Source organism: Pseudoalteromonas sp. MEBiC 03607 (genome assembly GCF_004792295.1).
GTDB classification, from domain to species: domain Bacteria; phylum Pseudomonadota; class Gammaproteobacteria; order Enterobacterales; family Alteromonadaceae; genus Pseudoalteromonas; species Pseudoalteromonas lipolytica_C.
The window spans coordinates 3325476-3346228 of sequence record NZ_SRRY01000001.1 but is presented as its reverse complement, the minus strand read 5'-3'; the positions used below and the strand labels follow the sequence as shown (position 1 = coordinate 3346228).

General features: G+C 43.5%; 19 protein-coding genes. 9 read left to right on the top strand and 10 right to left on the bottom strand.

What is annotated here, in order from left to right; translation table 11 throughout:
- The first annotated feature begins 3 nt into the window (after positions 1–3).
- Positions 4–3573, top strand: coding sequence for a conjugal transfer protein TraG N-terminal domain-containing protein (locus E5N72_RS15210; protein WP_135925894.1), 3570 nt, complete (start codon positions 4–6; stop codon positions 3571–3573).
- 32 nt (positions 3574–3605) lie between these two features.
- On the opposite strand, the gene eexS is transcribed toward E5N72_RS15210, so the two are convergent.
- Genes eexS through E5N72_RS15175 form a run of 7 tightly spaced genes read right to left on the bottom strand, consistent with a single transcriptional unit; the run spans position 3606 to position 7278 of the window.
- Entirely contained in the window at positions 3606–4037 is a 432-nt protein-coding gene (gene eexS / locus E5N72_RS15205) for an entry exclusion protein EexS (RefSeq protein ID WP_110076562.1), read from the bottom strand.
- Between the two features lie 54 nt (positions 4038–4091).
- Positions 4092–4625, bottom strand: a complete 534-nt coding sequence (locus E5N72_RS15200; RefSeq protein WP_000566753.1) for a FlhC family transcriptional regulator — start codon at positions 4623–4625, stop codon at positions 4092–4094.
- Positions 4622–4921 carry a flagellar transcriptional regulator FlhD gene (locus E5N72_RS15195; protein WP_055064012.1) on the bottom strand — a complete coding sequence of 100 codons (300 nt, stop codon included), beginning with the start codon at positions 4919–4921 and terminating at the stop codon, positions 4622–4624. Before E5N72_RS15195 ends, E5N72_RS15200 begins: the two co-directional genes overlap by 4 nt.
- On the bottom strand, positions 4918–5466 hold the full coding sequence (locus tag E5N72_RS15190) for a lytic transglycosylase domain-containing protein (RefSeq protein WP_008843242.1): 549 nt from the start codon (positions 5464–5466) through the stop codon (positions 4918–4920). Before E5N72_RS15190 ends, E5N72_RS15195 begins: the two co-directional genes overlap by 4 nt.
- A complete protein-coding gene (locus tag E5N72_RS15185) occupies positions 5453–6115 on the bottom strand; it encodes a DUF6475 domain-containing protein (protein WP_135925893.1) in 663 nt (220 codons plus the stop codon). Before E5N72_RS15185 ends, E5N72_RS15190 begins: the two co-directional genes overlap by 14 nt.
- Complete coding sequence (locus E5N72_RS15180; protein WP_135925892.1) at positions 6102–6971, bottom strand: hypothetical protein; 870 nt, start codon at positions 6969–6971, stop codon at positions 6102–6104. The genes E5N72_RS15185 and E5N72_RS15180 overlap by 14 nt, the downstream gene beginning before the upstream one ends.
- A 55-nt stretch (positions 6972–7026) precedes the next feature.
- Positions 7027–7278 (bottom strand): helix-turn-helix domain-containing protein, encoded by a 252-nt coding sequence (locus tag E5N72_RS15175; protein WP_135925891.1) that lies wholly within the window; start codon positions 7276–7278, stop codon positions 7027–7029.
- A gap of 117 nt (positions 7279–7395) precedes the next feature.
- On the opposite strand from E5N72_RS15175, the gene E5N72_RS15170 reads away from it, so the two are divergent.
- The 5 genes from E5N72_RS15170 (at position 7396) to E5N72_RS15150 (ending at position 13442) form a co-directional block, all read left to right on the top strand.
- Positions 7396–8043: a LexA family transcriptional regulator gene (locus tag E5N72_RS15170; RefSeq protein ID WP_135925890.1), complete on the top strand. Its 648-nt coding sequence runs from the start codon at positions 7396–7398 to the stop codon at positions 8041–8043.
- Between the two features lie 256 nt (positions 8044–8299).
- Positions 8300–9889 carry a peptide chain release factor 3 gene (gene prfC / locus E5N72_RS15165; protein ID WP_135925889.1) on the top strand — a complete coding sequence of 530 codons (1590 nt, stop codon included), beginning with the start codon at positions 8300–8302 and terminating at the stop codon, positions 9887–9889.
- 61 nt (positions 9890–9950) lie between these two features.
- Positions 9951–11693, top strand: coding sequence for an arginine--tRNA ligase (gene argS, locus E5N72_RS15160; protein ID WP_135925888.1), 1743 nt, complete (start codon positions 9951–9953; stop codon positions 11691–11693).
- A 336-nt stretch (positions 11694–12029) separates the two neighbouring features.
- A complete protein-coding gene (pdxH, locus tag E5N72_RS15155; RefSeq protein WP_135925887.1) occupies positions 12030–12668 on the top strand; it encodes a pyridoxamine 5'-phosphate oxidase in 639 nt (212 codons plus the stop codon).
- A complete protein-coding gene (locus E5N72_RS15150; protein ID WP_135925886.1) occupies positions 12669–13442 on the top strand; it encodes a TatD family hydrolase in 774 nt (257 codons plus the stop codon).
- On the opposite strand, the gene E5N72_RS15145 is transcribed toward E5N72_RS15150, so the two are convergent.
- Entirely contained in the window at positions 13409–14029 is a 621-nt protein-coding gene (locus E5N72_RS15145) for an AhpA/YtjB family protein (protein WP_135925885.1), read from the bottom strand. The genes E5N72_RS15150 and E5N72_RS15145 overlap by 34 nt on opposite strands.
- A 134-nt stretch (positions 14030–14163) precedes the next feature.
- Between E5N72_RS15145 and serB the strand changes: the two genes are divergently transcribed.
- Positions 14164–15183, top strand: coding sequence for a phosphoserine phosphatase SerB (gene serB, locus E5N72_RS15140; protein ID WP_135925884.1), 1020 nt, complete (start codon positions 14164–14166; stop codon positions 15181–15183).
- Here the strand turns inward: serB and E5N72_RS15135 are convergent.
- Positions 15166–17646, bottom strand: coding sequence for a PilZ domain-containing protein (locus tag E5N72_RS15135; protein WP_135925883.1), 2481 nt, complete (start codon positions 17644–17646; stop codon positions 15166–15168). The two genes, serB and E5N72_RS15135, sit on opposite strands and share 18 nt — an antisense overlap.
- Positions 17647–18000: 354 nt before the next feature.
- On the opposite strand from E5N72_RS15135, the gene radA reads away from it, so the two are divergent.
- Entirely contained in the window at positions 18001–19386 is a 1386-nt protein-coding gene (gene radA / locus E5N72_RS15130; RefSeq protein WP_135925882.1) for a DNA repair protein RadA, read from the top strand.
- Positions 19387–19436: 50 nt separating this feature from the next.
- Positions 19437–20369: a hypothetical protein gene (locus E5N72_RS15125; RefSeq protein ID WP_135925881.1), complete on the top strand. Its 933-nt coding sequence runs from the start codon at positions 19437–19439 to the stop codon at positions 20367–20369.
- 19 nt (positions 20370–20388) lie between these two features.
- Here the strand turns inward: E5N72_RS15125 and E5N72_RS15120 are convergent, their stop codons facing one another.
- Positions 20389–20727 carry a BON domain-containing protein gene (locus tag E5N72_RS15120; protein WP_135925880.1) on the bottom strand — a complete coding sequence of 113 codons (339 nt, stop codon included), beginning with the start codon at positions 20725–20727 and terminating at the stop codon, positions 20389–20391.
- Positions 20728–20753 lie beyond the last annotated feature (26 nt).

Here is a 20753-nt window from a genome sequence, read left to right as displayed (position 1 = left end):
ATAATGTGGGAAATCTATTCCATCGGGGATTCGGCTTTTTTAGAGCAGGTCTTGAACGCTGTCGCGATGATCACTGGTACAGGCGACTTTACTTCAATGGTTCGCATTGGCTTGCTCATTGGGGTATTGATGGTCTCTGTTCAGGCCTTAATGCAAGGTGGTCGTGGGATTAACTTTCAACACGTTTTAGTCTCATGGCTAGTCTTTGCAACCATGTTTGGACCCAGTACCCGCGTGAGCATTGAGGATGCGTACACGGGACAAGTTCGAGTGGTTGATAATGTGCCCATCGGTGTTGCTGCCGCAGGTAGTACGATTTCGACTGTTGGCTTTCAAATCACGCGATTGTTTGAAACGGCGTTCTCAACTCCCGCCATGACGGAATACGGCTTTGCATCCAGTTTACAGTCACTGATTAAAGTGAGAAAACAGGTGATGGATCGCTCTGGGTTGGGTGATGCAAATCGTGTCGGTGGCTCAGATATCGAACAATCGTGGTTTAACTACATCAAAGAGTGCACCTTGATTGGTATCGACATCGGCCAAAAGAACCTCGATCAGGTGCTGAGTGATCCTAACCCGATGACTGCGATTAGGTTTGACTCGCGCATTTATGGCACGCGCATCATGCTCAGTGGTAGCAGTAGCGATTTGGACTGCACCGATGCCTATAGCCAGCTGAAACTCATGACAGAATCAACCTTCATTCCAAGGCTTAAACAGGTTTTGTCAGCCTCATTGGGGACTTCGTCAGCAACGGATACTGATGACGTGATCCGAAATGCACTGAATAATCTTGGTTTGGCCTCGGTTAACACCCAAGAGTACATGACCGCGTCGGTGCTTTTGCCTATTTATGAGCAAAGCGTGACGGGCAAGTATATGGATGATCAAGCTTTCACCGCAGCCGTGATGGTTAACCAAGCGATTGAGCAGCGCAATACGCAATGGGCGGCGGAGCAGACCCTGTTCCAAAGTATCGTTCGTCCGATGATGACGTTTTTTGAGGGTTTCATTTACGCCATCACCCCATTGATGGCCTTTGTGATTGCCCTTGGCCAAATCGGGATGCGAATGGCCGGGAAGTACTTGTTAATCCTGCTTTGGATTCAACTTTGGATGCCTGTCATGGCCATCATTAACCTATATATCCATTTAACCGTTGCTGGGAAAATGTCGGCTCTTGATGCCTTTGCAGGTACAGAAGTGCCATCTTTTGCTGGGATGATGCAGATGGATTCAGTGCTGCAAACCTGGATAGCTACTGGCGGCATGTTGGCGTCGAGTGTTCCGGCGATTTCGCTCATGCTCGTGTATGGCTCAGCAATAACCGCTACCCACTTGGCTGGACGTCTTCAAAACGGTGATGCAATTGATGAAAAGATGGCAAGTCCAGATGTCGCGAAAAATGCCCCGGTGATGCAATCACAGTCAATGTTCCAAAATTCAGCCCTCACTGGTTCTGCTATGACCGGCGCGTCAAACCTACTTAGCAGTTTCTCTGTCGGAAATGCGGTGGGTTCAATGGTCGGTTCTGCAAAAGAATCCATGACTCAGGCAACTCAAGCCTTTAGCCGTCAAGTTGGCAATACCATGAGTCGAACTTTTGGTGAAAAGCTAAGTTACGACAACCTTTCTTCGGTTGGACGTCAGATCGGTTCTTCTAATTCCGCATCTAGCGCCGTTGTTAATCAGGTCACTGATGACCTGCAAACACGGTATGGTTTCGGAGACGATAAAAAAGACGCTGTACGTGGCTTGGTATCGGGCGTGTTATCTGGCGGACTAAGGGTTGGTGGCGATGGAACCATTACTAATCCCGGTGAGAAAGAAGTTGCCGATAAGGGTTTTCTTGGGAGGCTTCTTGGAACGGGAGGCAATGATTCTCCACAAGGTAATTTGCCTGGAGTTGATAAGCCAGATTCATCTCGTGTACCAAAACTATCAAGGGTACGAGCTGGGTTGGATCTAGGTGGTAACTTTAGTGGCCAAGTTGAGTCGTCAGAAGGCAGTTCTCGGTCTACGACCGCAAATACGCTCACTGGGGAGATGCAAAGCTTGGCATCGAGTGATTCACGACGTGCTGAGTTTCGCGATGCGATGGTTAAGGACCTTTCAGATTCAAGACGCTCTGGCGTTGAGATGTCGTTGTCTAATCAAGACTATCAGTCACTTCAGAGTTCAGCACAAGACGTTATCACGGCATCAAACCGCTTTAGTGAGCTTGATCAGGCCAGCTACAGTCTATCAGGACAAAGGAACACGGATGGTGCGACGTTAACTCGATTAGCAGCGGATAATCCTGAAGTCATGGATTATTTAGGTCGCTATATGAACCAGCATGTTGAAGCAGGTAACCGATTACGTGAAAACCTTCCAATGTATCAGCGCTTGCTACCTGATGATAATCAGGCGTATGTGGCCGCAGCTATGGAGTCTTTAACCTATAGCAACTCCTCTACGCCCGCTGAACGAGACAATGACTATCAAGCAGCAATGACTGTTATGGCCATGGCTACCGGAGCCGATTTACGATCTATTCAGCCACGCTCTAATGAAGGCTTGTCATCAACGGCACCTACTTTTGGTGGCACTCAAAGCCAAGTTGAATCCGGTGTTCTGGGAGGCTATGAGGATGCTGCAACAGTTCAAACGCAGTTCAATTCGGCTCAATCTGCTTACCAAACCAATCTTTCTGGTGTAGATGGACAGCTGAATGCGCATCAGCAACAAGCCCAGCAGGCCGTAGCTTCTGACACAAGTACCTATCAATCTGGTCTAAACAGTGAAGCTGGCTCTCAGTGGCGATCTCGCATTATGGCTGATGATAGCGGAGTCTCTGGTGCTGAAATGTTCTTCAACAGCGCCAGTGCTATAGGTGATTTCAGTGGCAAGCATACTGATGCAGCACTGCATACCTTGAATCACTTTGGCGAAGACTATGAGAGTTACAAAGAACAAGCGCTTGAAGATCCTGGCTCACGAGGTTTCTTGCACAATGCAACGGTGGCCAGCAAATCAACCTGGGATGGGTTAAAAGCAGCCGTTGATGCCGGAACCTCTTTGGAAAATCCTTTGACGGCGTTTAATGATGCATACAGTGGATCGAGTTCGCAGTATGCCTCCGAAGTTAACTGGGGCACTAAGTCTGAAGCCATGTTGGCTGGGGCATTCGGTGCGGCAGTTAACAATCGATACGGTGAGTTCTTAGAACAGTACGCCGATGATTTTAAACAGGAAGCATACAGCGAAGGGCAGAGAATGGGATTGACCCCGATTCAAAGCCAAGTGTTCGCTCAAGCTTTCAATGAAGGTTTGGCGGGGCGCGTATTCAACTCTGAAGACTCATCGAGTTGGTCGCCTGAAATGCTAGGTCTAAGGGAGCAAATGCTAAATGAGTATCGTCAAAAGGATGAGAGTGGCGCTTACATTCCTGACAGTGTGTCCGAAGAAGATAAAGCATTTGTGGATAAGCAGATAGCGGTGATCTCAAATGCATCGCTTGCGGGAGATTATGCTCAGAACAACTTGATCGATATTAGGGCTTATAACCAGGCATCAGGAAGGAACTGAAAATAGAAGGTAGCCAGCTTGTGGTTGGCTGGCTATTTTTTTGGCTTTTTGGGATACCTTGGATAAAAGCCATCAAAAAACGAATGGAGCTTATACCAATACCATTTTTCTTCAATGCTCAAAGTTCTACCCGAATCTTTAACTTGGCTACTCAAGAATCTAATTCCAGTGCAAATAGCTAAGAAAAAGAGTCCCAAGCCAACAATTGTCCAACTCGCTTGCCAATATGCGATTGCTACAAGCATAGTGATTATGGCTATAAGTCCGATGGGATTACAGGTCGCTTTGAATCCCAAGTAGCTGAAAAAAACAACGGTGCAGAACAGAAATGGCAAAGCCGCTAACTTGGCAGATGTCGTTAATATTTCTGATGGAAAGAAATGAGCCGCAGCCAAAGTCGCCAGAAAAAGCCCCAGTGATATAAACCAGCAGCGTGCTGGTAAAGATTTAAGTAAGTTTGTCATCTTAGTACTCTCAAAGTGCACAGACGGTTCACAATAAAATCATGCATCAGCATGTTAGTTCTCAAAAAGTGCTCTAGTGGTTTGCTCGGCCATAATCTCACACACAGGGCATTTAAGCTGAATGCGCTGTTGTGATACCGTCAAATACAGACTGCCGCATCGACACCGGTGTAAGGATGCAAGCTGTGATCTTAAATCACGAGCTAGAACCCAACCTTCATTGATGGTCAGTTTTTTCCAGGGGATCTCAGCTGGAAGATCTGCTTCTTCTCTTGCAACCAAATACGCATCGTAAGCCTTCATCAAAGCATCGATATTTAATTGCTTGTAGACATTATCACCACCAATATTGACATAAAGCGCCATAAGCAGGGAGCCTTCAACTAATGCTCTTCTGCTTTTGACGATGGCATCAGATTCTGGCAGTTGACCAGGACAAGGTGACTTGCCAGTCACTTCTTTGTGGAGCCTTCTGATAATGTGTATTGGCAAACCTGTATCGAGCGCGATAATGGTTGTTCGAAATCCGTATTTAATAAGCAGCGAGGCTCGGGTAAACAGCTCACTTTTGGACAGGTTATCAATCATACATCCCCCTTGTTGTTTAGGGTTGATAATAAATAAGCGATTCTTGGGATACCTGTGCCTTTGCTCTTAACCATCTCAATCAGTTGGCTTTGGTTACCCCTTGGTTGAAACAGCATGAATGATGAGGTCGCCACTCGTTGCAGGTCGTCAACACCGGCATTAATCAGTGCATCCACCACGTCGCGTGTAAGTCCAAAGCGCAAGACCGCCTCTTGCGGATCAATTCGCGCTAATTCTCGTGCTGCGTGTAGGTACGCCAAATTTAATTGATAGAAGTCTTGTTGATTGGTTGTCATTGACGGACCTCCAGTTCATGTAAAATATTGCGATAGATAGAAAGCACTCTTTGCCCATACCAGCGTGCACGCTCTTCGTTCCAACTGTGATAGCGGCCTATGCCAAGCTCTAAATCATTTGGTGAAGACTTGATTGCTTCGGCCAAAATACTTGAGCCGACCGTAAGGTTGGTGATGGGGTCTAGCAGTTCCGCTGCTGAGCTCACCCGATGCCCATGCCAATGCAAATTGATTTGCATAAGGCCAATATCGAGCTGATATTTTTCAGTCTCTTGCAGTGCCTGGTTTAACAGTTGCTCAGCTTCTGTCTTAGATTTCGCGTAGGTTGCGTTTGAACCATTGCGAATTGCGTATGGCCATGGACTGGTCATGTTGAGACCACGATGTGAGGCCGACTCAGCCAAGGCAACGGCGTAGAGCATGACTGGATCAATACCAACGCTTTGTGCTGCTTTTTCCCACTGATAGCCCGGAAACGCATAGACTGAAGTGCTTGCAGACATGGCTATCACTAGGGCAATGGTTTTTGCTTTAATCGTTTTCATTTTTGTCCTCTAATTGATTTCCGAGAAGCGCCTGAATGGCTTTCGGGCTTATTCTTTTCAAAGGCACTGCGCTAAAGTCAGCGATACCTCTTGTATAAACTTGTGCTGCTTTTGACCAGTCGCCCACGGCAACCGGCGCTTGCATATCAAATCCTTTTTGCTGGTTCAGATGGTCTGCAATACCCTGTAATAGCCTTGGGTATTCACCCACTTCGTCCCGCAACAAGTAAGCCTGGTAGCGTGTTAAAAACTCTTTTTGTTTAAAGGGGTATTCCCTGTCATCTACCTTGCAGAGTTCAACCCATCCCCCCATGTCTGAAATAACGCGGTGAATAAGCGCATCGTCAAACATCACGGATGTCCAAGCGCCAACCTGACGAACAGCCTTGTCAACTTTGTTCCAAGCAACCATGGCTCTTGAACCCGAGTTGCCATCGATATGCTTGATGACGTCAGCGGGCTTTGGAAAAAATTGCCCAGTATCCGGTGATTGAATATGCCGAGTCAGACCGATTCGCACTTCTTCAATGCTGTAAGCACGAAGGGCTTCAAATGCGATGGATAGCAATTGTGGTGATACGCTTTTGCCATACATGGCCCAAGCAGCTCCCCAAACTTCAGCAAACTCGCGTTTATCAACCTCCAGCACTTGAACGAACCTCCCGAACTCCTAGTCTGGCCCAGCTTTCAGCAATGCGGCGATTGCTTTCTTCAATATTCAATTGGTGATTGCTGCCCTTTAGGCTCGTCGATGATTGCTGTACTTCATCAATGCGAACGTACTCGTCTTCCCATTGCCGGTTTAAAAGCCAATTATGTGGCATAGGGGTCTTAGTCCGATCTTGATACTGTAATCGGTTGTCTCGTTGCTCTTTCCAGCGTGTTAGCACTTCCAAGGCGAGTTCATGGTCTTCATTGAGGCCCATGCGTAGCCATTCTTCTTTGGCTTTCGCTTTTTTTTCTTTGCGTATTTGTACATCCCAGAAGTCTTCAAACTGTATGTGGTCAACAGTTCTAACTGTTGATTTATTACTTCTCTCAGAGTCATCCGACCGTTGAGAGTCCCTTACCGGGTTGCCATCAGGCATAAACAATGATGAAAATTCTTCTGGTAGCCGAGCTTGAAAAGCGGCAAGAGATTTCAAAAGCGATGCCATACCAATGAAGTCGGCAGGTACATCTTTAAGCAACCGAAAGGCTGCTTTACCTTGGTTTGGGTTTTCGATTGGGTTGTGCTTCAGAAAGCTCCGAATCAAAGTCCAACCGGATTCCTCGCAACGAATGAGAAACTGATCTTGTTCTAACTCATTTAGAGTCTTGGCAACCTGTTGCTCATCCCAGTTCAAGTCAGAAGCAACGTAACCAATCGGCAATCGAAAGCATCCAAGCAAATTACAATGTGGGCATGTAAGCAAATACAGTCCTAGCAACTTCGCTGAGTCACTCCAGGACAAAACGTTTTGCTTTAGCCAAAAGCGGGTATAGACCTTGCCATAATCACGCATGGAGGAACTCGCTTTTGTGTTTACGTAAAATGCTGACCATTACTTGCCCTTAATCCTACTGGTTACTGGCTTTTTGCTCGCTTGGGTATTCGGGATAGATGTCCGGTCTTAACTGGGAACGGGTTACCTGTCCTTGCGTAGCTTGTTCGATGGGTAAAACGAATTCAGCGGGAACACGCCCTGATTTATTCAACCAAAACCAGACGTTTTGCTGTTTTGAGTTGATGGCTCGTGCTAATGCTGATTGCCCGCCGACCAAGTCAATGGCACGGCGGAGATGTTTTTGTGTCGTGTTGAACACTTCCATACCGTCTCCTCTTACAATAATAACTGTTACAAGATTGAATGTTACAGTTTAAACTGTAGGTAAGTCAACAGTTAAAATTGTTGAAAGGCTACAGTTTTATTTGTAGAATACAGGCTTATGAAAACTTTATCCGAACGATTAAACCATGCCTTGCAGCTTACTGGGGTGACTCAGTCTGAGTTAGCTCGTCGCATTGGTATCAAACAGCAGTCGATCAGCCAGATTTGTTCTGGTAAATCGGCTAGGTCTCGTTACACGATGCAGATCGCGGAGGCGCTTCGCGTAAATGCTCATTGGCTCGCTACAGGTGATGGCGAGATTGGCTTGGGGGTCGGTAATGTAGAAGTAGGGCCTGACATTAAAGGGTGTATTCCTCTTATTAATTGGGTTCAGGCTGGGGATTGGACTGAAATAGCGGAGGGATTTGCCTTTGAAGATGCAGAGGAGTGGCGTGAAGTCACAGGGAAAGCACATGAAGGTTGTTTCGCGCTTCGCGTAAAAGGCGACAGTATGGAAAATCCAAGCGGCAAAAAATCAATACCAGAAGGTGCAGTTATAGTTGTAGATCCTGATGCTCCTTACTCATCTGGTTCATTGGTTGTAGCGCGGCTTGATGATTCAAGAGAAGCAACCTTTAAACAATTAGTCTTGGATGGTGAGCAAAAATATTTGAAGCCTCTCAATCCACAATATCCAGCAATACCGATCAACGGCAACTGCTCAATTATTGGCGTTGTTAAACAAGCTATCATCGATTTTTGGTAGCGAAGGAATTTGTGGTTTAACCACTGTTGTTCATGAGCTGAAGAAGCAACGATTGCAAACAGCTACAACAGAGCATTGGCGCACGCTGAGAGTAAACGGTAACTGATTAGATAACCATTGATTGTTTATAAAGTCAAGATCAGCGAAAATAGCAGCCAATTACGATTAACACGACGGATTTGACAAGCGAAGAACTGAAAAGAGAGTACTTCCAAAAGTGTGTACAAATCCGTGTACAAACTAAAAGAATTTATACATGGCAAACCAAGATTTTCTCAATGAAATCAATAAGCGAAGGACCTTTGCTATCATCTCGCACCCGGATGCGGGTAAAACCACCATTACAGAAAAAGTTCTGTTATTCGGACAAGCGATTCAAAAAGCGGGTACCGTAAAAGGTCGTGGCTCAAACCAGCACGCAAAATCAGACTGGATGGAAATGGAAAAAGAACGTGGTATCTCGGTTACTACGTCAGTTATGCAATTTCCTTACAATGAGCGTCTGGTTAACTTACTTGATACTCCTGGACACGAAGACTTCTCTGAAGATACCTACCGTACATTGACAGCGGTTGACTCTTGTCTAATGGTGATCGACGCTGCGAAAGGTGTTGAGGATCGTACTCGTAAATTAATGGAAGTAACACGCTTACGTACTACACCTATCGTCACCTTTATGAATAAGTGTGACCGTGATATTCGTGACCCAATGGAGTTATTAGACGAAGTTGAAACCGAGCTTAACATCGCCTGTGCACCTATCACATGGCCGATTGGTTGCGGTAAAGAGTTTAAAGGTGTGTATCACATTCACCGTGAAGAAACGATTTTGTATAGCACAGGCCAAGGCCACACTATTCAAGAAGTTCGAACAATCAAAGGACTCGATAACCCAGAGCTTGATCAAGCTATTGGTAGCGAACTGGCAGAGCAGCTTCGTGAAGAGCTTGAGCTAGTTGTCGGTGCATCACACGAATTTGACTTAGATCTGTTTTTAGCGGGCGAGCTATCACCTGTGTATTTTGGTACGGCATTAGGTAACTTTGGTGTTGACCATGTACTTGATGGCTTAACAGAGTGGGCGCCTGCACCACTACCACGCGAAACAGAAGACCGCCAAGTTGTTGCAACCGAAGAGAACTTCTCTGGCTTCGTATTTAAAATCCAAGCGAACATGGATCCTAAACACCGTGACCGTATTGCCTTTATGCGAATTGTATCAGGCAAATATAGCCAAGGTATGAAGATGAGCCACGTACGTATTGGTAAACAAGTGAGTATCTCTGATGCGGTAACCTTTATGGCCGGTGACCGTGAGCGAGCGCAAGATGCTTACGCGGGTGACATCATAGGTTTACACAACCACGGCACGATTCAAATTGGTGACACTTTCACACAAGGTGAAAAAATGAAGTTTGGTGGTATCCCTAACTTCGCACCAGAATTATTCCGTCGTATTCGCTTAAAAGATCCACTTAAGCAAAAGCAATTATTAAAAGGCTTAGTTCAGCTATCTGAAGAAGGTGCTGTGCAAGTATTTAGACCACTTATTAACAACGACCTTATTGTTGGTGCGGTCGGTGTACTACAGTTTGATGTGGTTGTTGCGCGCTTAAAAGCAGAGTACAACGTTGACGCCATTTACGAAGGTGTCAGCGTAAACACTGCTCGTTGGGTAAGCTCTGACGATGTTAAAAAGTTTGAAGAATTTAAGCGTAAGTGCGAGAGCAACTTAGCATTAGATGGCGGCGATAATCTTACTTATATCGCACCAAGCCGTGTTAACTTGAACTTATCGATGGAACGCTATCCAGACATCAAGTTTAATCATACACGCGAAAACTAATACACTAAGCTTGCATCAAATTTAAGTGCCCGTACTGCGGGCCATAAAGGTAAAAATTACAATGAATATTCGTACTCTTTTAATCGAAAAAGCAATTGCAGCTATGGTTGCAGCTGGATTACCAGAAGACACAAATCCAGCGGTTACACAAAGTACACGCCCGCAGTTTGGTGATTACCAAATCAATGGCGCAATGGGCGCGGCTAAAAAATTAAAATCAAACCCGCGTGAACTAGCACAAAAAATTATCGATAACCTAGACCTTGCTGATATCGCAGAAAAAACAGAAATTGCAGGCCCTGGTTTTATCAACATTCACTTAAAGCCTGAATTTTTATCAGCTAGCTTAAAAGCAGCAAACGAAGACGAAAAGCTGGCTGTTGCGCCACATGCAAAAGCGCAGAAAGTGGTTGTTGATTATTCATCACCTAACCTTGCCAAAGAAATGCACGTAGGTCACTTACGTTCAACTATCATTGGTGATGCGGTTGTTCGTGCCCTTGAGTTCCGTGGTGATGAAGTTGTTCGTCAAAACCACATGGGTGACTGGGGTACTCAGTTTGGTATGTTAATCGCGCACTTAGAAGATCAAATCAACCAAGGTGTTGATTTAGAATCTGTTGCACTTGCGGATTTAGAAACCTTCTATCGTGATGCGAAAAAACGCTTTGATGATGAAGAAGGCTTTGCCGATAAAGCGCGTAACTACGTGGTTAAATTGCAAAGCGGCGACGCGCACTGTGAAAAACTTTGGAAGCTATTCATTGCCACTTCTGTAAAGCACTCTGAAGAAGTTTACAAACGCCTAAACGTAACGCTTACGCAAGATGACATCATGGCAGAAAGTGCTTACAACAGCGAACTTGCAAACATCATCGCGCTATTAAAAGACAAAAACATTGCTGTTGAATCTGATGGCGCACAAGTGGTGTTCTTAGATGAGCTTGCTAACAAAGACGGTGAGCCTTCAGTATTTATCGTACAGAAATCAGGTGGTGGTTTCTTATATGCAACAACCGACTTAGCTGCATGTGATTACCGCTCAAATAAACTCGGTGCTGATCGTATCTTAATCTTTGTAGATGCACGTCAAAGCTTACACTTCAATCAAGTTGAGCTAACAGCACGTAAAGCGGGTTTATTACGTGATGAAACAAGTTATGAATTCTGCCCATTCGGCACCATGATGGGTGAAGACGGCAAGCCATTCAAAACACGTACAGGCGGCACAGTTAAACTTGCAGACTTACTGGAAGAGTCAATCACTCGTGCAGCAGCTAAACTTGCTGAGCGTGAGTCAGATTTAAGCGACGAAGAGCGTAGCGAAATTGCCCGTAAAGTGGGTATTGGTGCAGTGAAATATGCGGATCTGTCTAAGCACCGTACTAGCGACTATATCTTCAACTGGGACACTATGCTGAGTTTTGAAGGTGCTACAGCCCCTTATTTACAATATGCATACACGCGTGTTCGCAGTATTTTCCGTAAATCAGGTATCGATGCTGCCTCATTAACAGCAGACGTTGCAATCAACGAGCCACAAGAAAAAGCACTGGCACTTAAACTTCTACAGTTAGAAGAAGTACTTGATCTAATGATCAGCGAAGCGACACCGCACGTATTATGTGGATACCTATACGAACTAGCAAGCCTATACATGACGTTCTACGAAGCATGCCCAGTTCTTAAAGAAGGCGTAGAGCCAAGTGTTCGTGACAGCCGTTTAGTACTGTGTAATTTGGTAGCGAAGACGCTGAAGTCAGGATTGGATCTTTTAGGTATCGAAGTAATGGAGCAAATGTAATCTGCTTCGTGTAGTTCGCTTTAGCTGCGTTAATGAGTTTATTTAGCCTAAGTCACATACAAAACACGTATGCTCCTTGGCATAAATAAACTCATTGCCTTGCTAGCACTCCTACACTTGCAGAAAGTTTAAGAACTCAAAGGGATAAGTCGGTTTTCCGCCTTGTCTTAGGCTAAACTACTTAGGTGAATTCTGCTTCGTGTAGTTCGCTTTGAAAGCACTCTTACACTTGCAGATGATGCGCTTCGTAGGTTGGGTAGAGCAAAGCGAAGCCCAACAAATTGACAGCTCAACAACCTTGATTAATCTTTAGCTGATAGCGATAGAGGGAATTTTATGAAACTTGAAGATATTCGCCGTGAATATTTACAGGATGGTTTATCTGAAGACATGCTTGATGCGTCTCCGATCAAGCAGTTTGAAAAATGGCTTGAGCAAGCTGTTGCCACTAATTTGCCTGATCCTACGGCGATGGTAGTCGCAACGGTTGATGAACATGGCCAGCCTTCGCAACGTATCGTGCTGTTAAAGCATCTTGATGAAAATGGCTTTGTGTTTTTTACCAATACCGGCTCGCGCAAGGCGCAGGAGCTTAAAGGTAATAACAAAATCTCTCTGCATTTCCCATGGCACCATATGGAGCGACAAGTCATTGTTTACGGAGAAGCTAAACCTCTACCAACAACTGCTGTGGCTAAGTACTTTTTGTCGCGTCCTAAAGAAAGCCAATTAGCTGCATGGGCATCTCAACAAAGTCGTCCTGTGTCATCACGTAAGGTGTTAATGGAAACATTTGCGAAAATGAAGCAAAAGTTTTCTGATGGTGAAATCCCATTGCCTGATTTTTGGGGTGGCTATTGTGTTGAGCCTACTAAAATTGAGTTTTGGCAAGGTGGTGCGCACCGCCTGCACGACCGCTTTATGTATCAACGCCAAGCCGACGGTAGTTGGCAGTTTGGTCGTTTAAATCCGTAAATGCGTTTTATCGATTCCCACTGCCATCTTGATTTTAGCGAATTTGATGAAACTCGCACAGAGCTCATCAAAGCATGCAAGCAAGTAGGAATTGAGCATTTTATTGTGCCAGGTGTGAGCTTGGCACAATCTACAGCACTTCTTTCTTTTGCCAAATCAGAGCCAAGTATTTCAGTTGCTTTAGGCTTACATCCTTATTTTTTATCTGACCACCAAGCTCATCACCTCGCAGAATTAGAGCAGTTAGCAAAAGCCAATTTAGGGCAGTTTATTGCCATTGGTGAGTGCGGTCTTGATCGCAGTATCGACAACCTCGATAAACAAACGCTGCTTTTTGAAGGGCAGATAGAGCTTGCCAATCAACTTGCTTTGCCACTGATTGTGCATCACAGACAAAGCCATGATTTAATTGCCCGCTCATTTAAGCGCTGCAAACCCAAATATGGAGGGGTTATTCATGCTTTTTCAGGCTCAGAACAACAAGCCTCAAGTTATATAAAACAAGGTTTTAAGCTTGGAGTTGGTGGCGTGATAAGTTATCCACGCGCGGCGAAAACTCGTAAAGTCTTAAGCGCTATAGAGCCACAGCATTTAGTGCTTGAAACCGACTCGCCGTCAATGCCACTTGCTGGCTTTCAAGGGCAGGTAAATACGCCGCTTAAGGTGCGTGATGTATTTGCACATTTATGTGAGCTTAAAGGCGTGATAGGTGATGCAAAGCAGCAACTTGCTGCCGAACTTTACGATTCTTGCTCTGCGCTTTTTTTGATATAGCGATTAAATTGCCAGCGTTTTAGGCCACGGCCAAGTTGCCACGTAAAAATACAAGTAATTACGAGCATAAGTAATACTTGTCTGCCTAAGTCATGAAAGCTACTGTGGCTGGTGGCTATCGATGCTTGCGTAAGATACGTTATTGCCACAAACCCCAGTGGTCTCTCGTTATCACTTATAACGGGCTCAACAAATGGTGTTTTTAATTTACTAATGCCCGGCGTTGAATCCGGTAACAAACCAAAGGTATGGTGACTTTGCCAGTTATCACTGGCAGCTACTTGAATACCTTGTTGGTCGTAAATTATTGCAGCTAACACATACTCATCTGCAGCTATGTGGTTACATAGCGCTTTTAATTCTGGTTTGTTTTTTTCTAGTAGTGGGGTTTTAGCGTTTAGGGCCATAAACTTGGTTAAGCTTATCGCTGTGCTGTCTGCACTATCATAAAGTAACTGATGACTTTGAAAACTACTATTAACGGCAACCCAGCTCAGCAGCACAAAACAGGCTGCAGCTAGACTTAAACGCACCAAACGTTGGCGGTATGTAGCCGAAAATGGAGTTTTTAGTTGGTTATTTTTCATAGTCACCGTATACGCTGCTGACAGCTTTTCAATTTGATGGTACAACTAAACCAGTATAATAACCTTATTAGTTCATTGATTGCGAGTAGCTCATGCGCGCGCAAGGACAGACATAAGTCTAATGTGGAGCCACTATGTCACAGCTTAGCCTAGCTGCTACACCTTCAGCAAATTTAGCTGAACAAATCAGCCTAAATTGCTGGTATAAAATTGAAAACAAACACCTTATTACAACAGACTTTACGCCAAAAGCAAGTCAGGGCGTATTTAGCGTAGCATTCGGTAAAGTACTTGATGCTGAGCAAATACTGGCTATTAGTGAGTTTTTAGCGGCACAAGGGTTTAGCAATTTATCGCTATGTTGTTATCAGCCAATTGCAGACATGCCAGTGGCATGGAGCTTTCATAGCGATGCAACAACAACACTCAGCCCACTGGTATTAGTTGAGTTTGCCAAGCAAATTGGTATTCAACTGGTGCAGTTGACTAATCCACCTACGGTTGATGAGCCTGGTCTATTATTAATGGACATGGACTCTACCGCGATTACTATCGAGTGTATAGATGAAATAGCACGACTTGCTGATGTATATGATGAAGTGGCTGCTGTGACCGCCCAAGCAATGGCTGGGCAATTAGATTTTGCACAAAGCTTAAAACAGCGTGTTGCTAAGCTTGAAGGTATTGATGTTGATCTAATCGATGGCTTAAAAGCACGTTTACCACTTATGCCGGGTGTTAGTGAATTATGCCAATACTTAAAACAACATAATTGGCATTTAGCCATTGCATCAGGTGGTTTTGTACCATTTGCTGAGCAAGTGCAAACACTAATAGGTTTAGATGAAGTGCACGCTAATACCCTTGAGTTCAAAGATAATCGTTTAACAGGTAAAGTGATTGGCACTATTGTTGATGCTGAAGAAAAAGCCCGTGTACTTAAACGAATCGAAGCAAAGCTTGCCTTAAATAATCGTCAAACTGTTGCCATGGGTGATGGAGCTAACGATTTAAAAATGATGGCTGCGGCAGGGCTTGGTGTGGCTGTTCACGGTAAACCTAAAGTGGTTGAGCAAGCACAAACGGCTATTAACGAAGGTTCGTTGCTGCAAGTTGCTTACCTGTTAGGCCTACCGCTAGATTACTCGCTTTAACCAGATTGCTTTGCGTTTACTCATTTCGTCGATCAGCCTTTGGTCAATATCAAAATGGGTAAGCGCTTCTTCGGTTATATCAATTAAATCTCCCACACCAGCAACAGCCCATAATGCTTCCTCTAAATCTTTTGCTTTGTGTAAAGCATATTGGCTGATGTACTTAAGCTCATTCGATAAGTAATCAATATCAGGCCGGCCTGTACGTGATACATATAAACGAAATACAAACACTAAGTCGTTTTTCAGTGCTTTTTTTACAAATAGTGTTTGTGATGTGTAATCCTCATCGCTAATGCAGCGGCTGGTAATTGAGTCAGCAATTGTGCCTAAACGTGGGTTAAAACAAACAAAAAGTGTAAATGGCAAAGGAGCATCTTGACGACTGCGATCTTTGATAAGTGGGGTGATCACTTCGGTTATTTGGTCTGTCGACAACAAGCCATCAATGCTGGTGTTTTCATTAAGTAGTGCAAAATTTTGTAAAAGCACATGTAATGGACTTGGGTATAAGCCTTGCCCAATAGCACCTATTTTAAAATGCGCTGATTCTTTATGGAGATAAAGCGGAAATTGGCAAACACTTTTTGTTACCATGTTTCTAAGTGCAGTAGAGAGCCCAGGAATCTTAGGGGTTTCTTCACACACTTTTAGCTTATCTTTATTATTATCAATCAACACCGTGAAAAAGGTTATTGCCATATGAGGCAAATCGGTTACTCGATGTACTTTTAAATTCACAGTTGTAAGCGACTTACTTATTGCCATAACTTCATAGCTAAGATCACTTAGGTCGTGTTTTTTGGTGATTTTCTGTAGCTCAGGCAAGCTTAACTTAATGATATCGCCCTTTTTAAAGTCTACAGGTTTCTCACATTCAATTTGTAACCCCATAACTGAAAGATCACGTGTGTAGCCCTGCACAAGTTGCTCTTTATGCTTAACCGTGACAGATGTTTTATATAAGAATCGCTTATGCGCTCTTAAATTCACATACTCTAAGGCAACAGGCTCTAGATGAGGCGGTGACTTGTGTTTACTGTGGCCAAATTGTTTTAATTGATTAACCGCAGTTTTATCAAATACACGTTGTTGGTATTTTTTCTGCTCATACTCACTACCCACTGAAGTCAAAATCAACAAGTATTTAACGTCTTTTAGCATGCCTTGCACACGCGGGGTCGGTGGCTTATTGAGCTTTTCGATGTTTTTACCTGCGCTACTTGGTAACGTCAATGGAATGTATGAATCTTCTGGATGGCTTGGCATTAGCTGAAGTTTAAAACACTGCCAGCTATCTTTTTGACTACCAAACCCTAAAAACAAATCTTTTAAATGAGGCTGATTATTTAACTCAGAGCGAGTTGCTGAATAGTAATATATTCTGCCAGATACTGTATGAGTAAAAGTGTAAATATAGTCTTCTTTTACGGCATCAGGGCTACTGAGTAAGTGAGCAATGCGCTGCTGATTAACAATACTGTATAAACATGACACTTTTCGCTCATCACAAAAGTAACGCTGAATAAATATATTGTTTTCTGTTGTTAAGGCGAGACTTGGGTAAAGCTTGTCACCCTGCAAACTTAAAAACGTATAGAGCGAAGTCACTCGAGGAATATAGTATTGCTCATATCCTTTAGAGACAACAGCATCTAAGGTATTGTCTAAATTAACTTTATAGCGTCGTTTATTGCCGTGGATAAAGCTATTTAAAAAGTCGTCAAACTGCTTGTTATTTTCTATAAAGGTACGTTTTAAGCGCACATGATTATATTCACGCGATACCTTTTCGACGGCAATGACTTCATATTGAATACCATTTTTCAGACCCAGCTCAAAGTCTTGCTCGAGACCAACCAAGCGTAAGCCAATTAATTGGCCTTTTTTTAATTTATATCGGGGGGCAAGTTTGATTTTTGCACCGCTTAACGAGATATCAGAAGTTGATGCTGAGACTTTCGTTTCTTTATCAATTTCAACCGAGATCTTTATGGAGTAATTCATGCGCTCTTCAGAGCGGCTTTCATAAGAAGCAAATTTGATAACTTTTGCGGTTAACTGATTACTACTGTCATCGCTAATGAGGTCTTGCTCGGCGGCTTTTTTTTGCATCACTCGGTGATTGTTTTCGGTATTCATTACCGCTTCATAGACTGCAAGGGTATAGCCACCGTGGCGTTTAATCGCATCTTCAAACACTTCAATGGCGGTGTCATCCATAAAGTGCTGTTTGCCCTCATACTCGTAAGGTTTTACTTGTCCAGTGACTTGACCACGCAAATCGATAAAGCGTGCTACAGGCTGAGATAAACGCGACATCTCCATTTTGATCAAAAACTGCTCTGGCTTAGTTAAGCTGGCTGTTTTTGCTTTAAATAGCTTGTCGAATTGAGGTGTGCCTAAATTCGCCTTTAGTTCTTCAACTAGACTTTCGTATTTAAGCAAGATATCTTCAGGCATTTATAAAACCATCACTGTCTATCAAATAACGTAGTATTACTCGGCGGTGTTTTGCAGCTCACTACGCGAGTAGTAATTACTTTGTTGTTTTATTAGTTATTGTTATAAGTACTAGCCAATAAAATGGCAAGTTCTCTGGTATTTATTATTAAGCAAAAACTGTGCCCTTAACTTGTTCTTTAGTCAACAGTTAACATATAAGAAGCTCGATAGGGAGCAAGTTACCATGTATTATCTTCGATGTTTTTAAATCTACTATACATCAATTACCTTAGTAGTCAGTTTTACTTTGTCTACCAGATGCTTGAAAATAGTGGTTCAGTAAATACCAGCTATCCAAACAGGTAAGGCCGAATGGCAAAATCAGCAAAAATCGAATTTGTCTGCACTGAGTGCGGCATGAATTATCAGCGCTGGCAAGGGCAGTGTAAATGTGGTGCATGGAATACCCTTGCAGAGTTTAAACCGTCAGCAGGGCAGTCAAAGCAAGCTGCTAGTCGAGCTGCAATTGCAGGCTATGCCGGTAATGTGGGCGGCGGTTCAAAAAAAATAAATGAAGTTGCAACCACTGAAGCTGAAAAGCGCCTCACAGAAATTGGTGAATTAGACAGGGTATTAAGTGGCGGCGTGACCACAGGCTCAGTGAATATAATTTCTGGGGATCCAGGAGCAGGTAAAACCACCTTGTTGTCAGATTTAGTTGCACGTATGTCAAAAGTAATGCCGTCTTTATACTGTACAGCAGAAGAGTCATTATCACAGTTTAAAAATCGGGTTAACCGCTTACGCCTAGATTACAACGAAGATGAGCTGTACTTACTATCTGAAACCAGCGTTGAAGCAATCATTGAAGAACTTGATAAAAATAAAATAAAGTTTGCTGTTATCGACTCAATTCAGGCTGTTGTAACAGAAACGGCAAATGGTACTCCAGGGTCACCTTCACAAGTGAAAAGTGCGGCTCAGGCGCTCACGCAATATTGTAAGCAAAATGATGTGACCATGTTTATTATCGCTCACGTAAACAAAAATAACGAAATTGCTGGGCCACAAACCTTAGTACACATTGTTGATGCGTTATTACACATTGACACCAATGATGGGCAAGTAAGGACATTACGTGCCAATAAAAACCGTTTTGGCGATATCGACACTGTGGGCATTTTTAGAATGTGTGAGCGAGGTATGCTGAGCGTTGATAATCCGAGCGAAATCTTCCTATCAGGCTCAACGACTGAGTCGCCGGGCTCTGCGATTACTTGTATTCGTAAAGGCAATCGTAACTTACTACTCGAAATTCAATGTCTAACCACAGAAACCGAAGCTGAATTCCCTCAACGAGTGTGTGTTGGTTTAAACATGAATCGTATCAAGATGCTCACGGGGATTTTACGAAAACACACTAAAACAAAAATCTTCCATGATACGTTTTTTAATATAGTTGGTGGTTTAAAAATTGATGAGTCAGAAACCTGCATTGATTTAGCGTTAGTTACAGCACTTTTAAGTAGTTTGAATGAGTTTGTGGTGCCACGGACTACTTGTATTATGGGCGAGTTGAGTTTAAATGGTGATGTAAGACCAATAGACAGTGGCGTACCTCGAGTTAAAGAAGCGGCGCAACATGGCTTTACTGAAATCTTTATTCCTTATCGTAATTACCATAAATCAATGGAAGGCTTAGGCGCAAAAATTACCCCAGTGAAAACTGTGCATGAATTACTGTCGTTAATTAACTAAACACAATTTGATACACTGATAAAAAATTTACACCAATTAAAGGAAATAAAATGAAGAAGTTAATTATTGCGGCGGTTGTTGCTGCGGCAGTCGGTGGCGTAGCTTACGCAAACTATGCTGTGACACAGGAAGTGAAAACAGTGGTTGATCAGCAGCTGAGTGCTTTATCAACACAAAGTGGTGTAGATATTACTTATAGCGATATTTCAGCGAGTGTTTTTGATAGCAGCATGGAGCTTTCGGGTATCAAAGTACAAAGCCTTGATAGCAATGAAGCTATTGCAACCATAGATACGATTGAAGTATCAGGTTATGAGCAAGACAGCATTCCACCTCATACTGGGTTTGTGATGACAAACTTTCGATTCAGTGATGATTTCCTCGCTCAGTTACCGCAAAACGCCAACAACAAATTAGCGTCTACAAGCTATAACGTTAAGTCTTCGCTAGATTACAATAAAGACTCTGGTGATAGTGCGTTTGCAGTTAACGTGACTGCAAATGAAGTGGCCGATGTTCACTTTAATTTAGGGTTGGCGAAATCAACTCCTTTAATGGAAGCGTCATTGGCTATCAGCAAGATGCAAAACTCAACACAAAATGGCCAGCTCACATTAGAGCAGCAACTGCAGCAGCAATCAAAAATGATGGCGGCCATGAGCCAGTTAGAGCCACGAAGTATTTCACTGTCAGTTGCAGATGAAGGTGAGTTAAAAGCGGTTGTAGAGAGCTTCTTGCAAGCGCAAGGTATGACTCATGAACAGTTCCAGCAGGTTGTTGCTATGCAGTTACAACAAGCGCCGGTTAGCACTGACTTAGAGACTGCTATTACTAATTTTGCTCAAGGCTTATCATCATTCTCGGTTTCGGCAAACTTGCCAGAAGGTCAGTCTATGATGCAAATCAATCAGCAAATTATGGCGCTAATGGGACAACCTGAAGAACTTGCCAAATTTATTAACCTTCAAGCAAGCGGTAAATAAGGCTAAGGTGCAGACAACCTTAAAGTGTTGTTCCGTCTTGTGAGCTTACTTTAAGGTTGTTTTTAACTTTTCGGATGCCTCGGTTATGCTCCAAAAACTTTTGTGCTAAAGCACGTTGAAATCCTGTCTTGGTAGAGCCGATAAGCTCAACCGTATCACCCTCTACAATCACCTGTAGATTAGAAATAGTAAAGTTAGGGTTGCTGGTAAGTTTCTGCAAAGCATATTGTTGCAATCTAGGTTGTGCTGATGTGCTTGATGTTAAAACACTGGTATTTGCACTCACCTTTGTCGCACAAGCTAGTAAAAATAAACAACTTAATGAGATCAGTACTACGGTTAATTTAAAGCGGTTCATACGATTCCCTCGCGAAGACTCTGTTG

What these genes read in the sequence shown, in the direction of transcription:
- E5N72_RS15145 (WP_135925885.1), bottom strand. Translation starts at nt 14,029, where the DNA reads ATGAAAAATAACCAACTAAAAACTCCATTTTCGGCTACATACCGCCAA.
- serB (WP_135925884.1), top strand. Translation starts at nt 14,164, where the DNA reads ATGTCACAGCTTAGCCTAGCTGCTACACCTTCAGCAAATTTAGCTGAA.
- E5N72_RS15180 (WP_135925892.1), bottom strand. Translation starts at nt 6,971, where the DNA reads ATGCGTGATTATGGCAAGGTCTATACCCGCTTTTGGCTAAAGCAAAAC.
- radA (WP_135925882.1), top strand. Translation starts at nt 18,001, where the DNA reads ATGGCAAAATCAGCAAAAATCGAATTTGTCTGCACTGAGTGCGGCATG.
- E5N72_RS15210 (WP_135925894.1), top strand. Translation starts at nt 4, where the DNA reads ATGTGGGAAATCTATTCCATCGGGGATTCGGCTTTTTTAGAGCAGGTC.
- E5N72_RS15200 (WP_000566753.1), bottom strand. Translation starts at nt 4,625, where the DNA reads ATGATTGATAACCTGTCCAAAAGTGAGCTGTTTACCCGAGCCTCGCTG.
- argS (WP_135925888.1), top strand. Translation starts at nt 9,951, where the DNA reads ATGAATATTCGTACTCTTTTAATCGAAAAAGCAATTGCAGCTATGGTT.
- E5N72_RS15125 (WP_135925881.1), top strand. Translation starts at nt 19,437, where the DNA reads ATGAAGAAGTTAATTATTGCGGCGGTTGTTGCTGCGGCAGTCGGTGGC.
- E5N72_RS15135 (WP_135925883.1), bottom strand. Translation starts at nt 17,646, where the DNA reads ATGCCTGAAGATATCTTGCTTAAATACGAAAGTCTAGTTGAAGAACTA.
- eexS (WP_110076562.1), bottom strand. Translation starts at nt 4,037, where the DNA reads ATGACAAACTTACTTAAATCTTTACCAGCACGCTGCTGGTTTATATCA.
- E5N72_RS15195 (WP_055064012.1), bottom strand. Translation starts at nt 4,921, where the DNA reads ATGACAACCAATCAACAAGACTTCTATCAATTAAATTTGGCGTACCTA.
- prfC (WP_135925889.1), top strand. Translation starts at nt 8,300, where the DNA reads ATGGCAAACCAAGATTTTCTCAATGAAATCAATAAGCGAAGGACCTTT.
- E5N72_RS15170 (WP_135925890.1), top strand. Translation starts at nt 7,396, where the DNA reads ATGAAAACTTTATCCGAACGATTAAACCATGCCTTGCAGCTTACTGGG.
- E5N72_RS15190 (WP_008843242.1), bottom strand. Translation starts at nt 5,466, where the DNA reads ATGAAAACGATTAAAGCAAAAACCATTGCCCTAGTGATAGCCATGTCT.
- E5N72_RS15120 (WP_135925880.1), bottom strand. Translation starts at nt 20,727, where the DNA reads ATGAACCGCTTTAAATTAACCGTAGTACTGATCTCATTAAGTTGTTTA.
- E5N72_RS15175 (WP_135925891.1), bottom strand. Translation starts at nt 7,278, where the DNA reads ATGGAAGTGTTCAACACGACACAAAAACATCTCCGCCGTGCCATTGAC.
- pdxH (WP_135925887.1), top strand. Translation starts at nt 12,030, where the DNA reads ATGAAACTTGAAGATATTCGCCGTGAATATTTACAGGATGGTTTATCT.
- E5N72_RS15150 (WP_135925886.1), top strand. Translation starts at nt 12,669, where the DNA reads ATGCGTTTTATCGATTCCCACTGCCATCTTGATTTTAGCGAATTTGAT.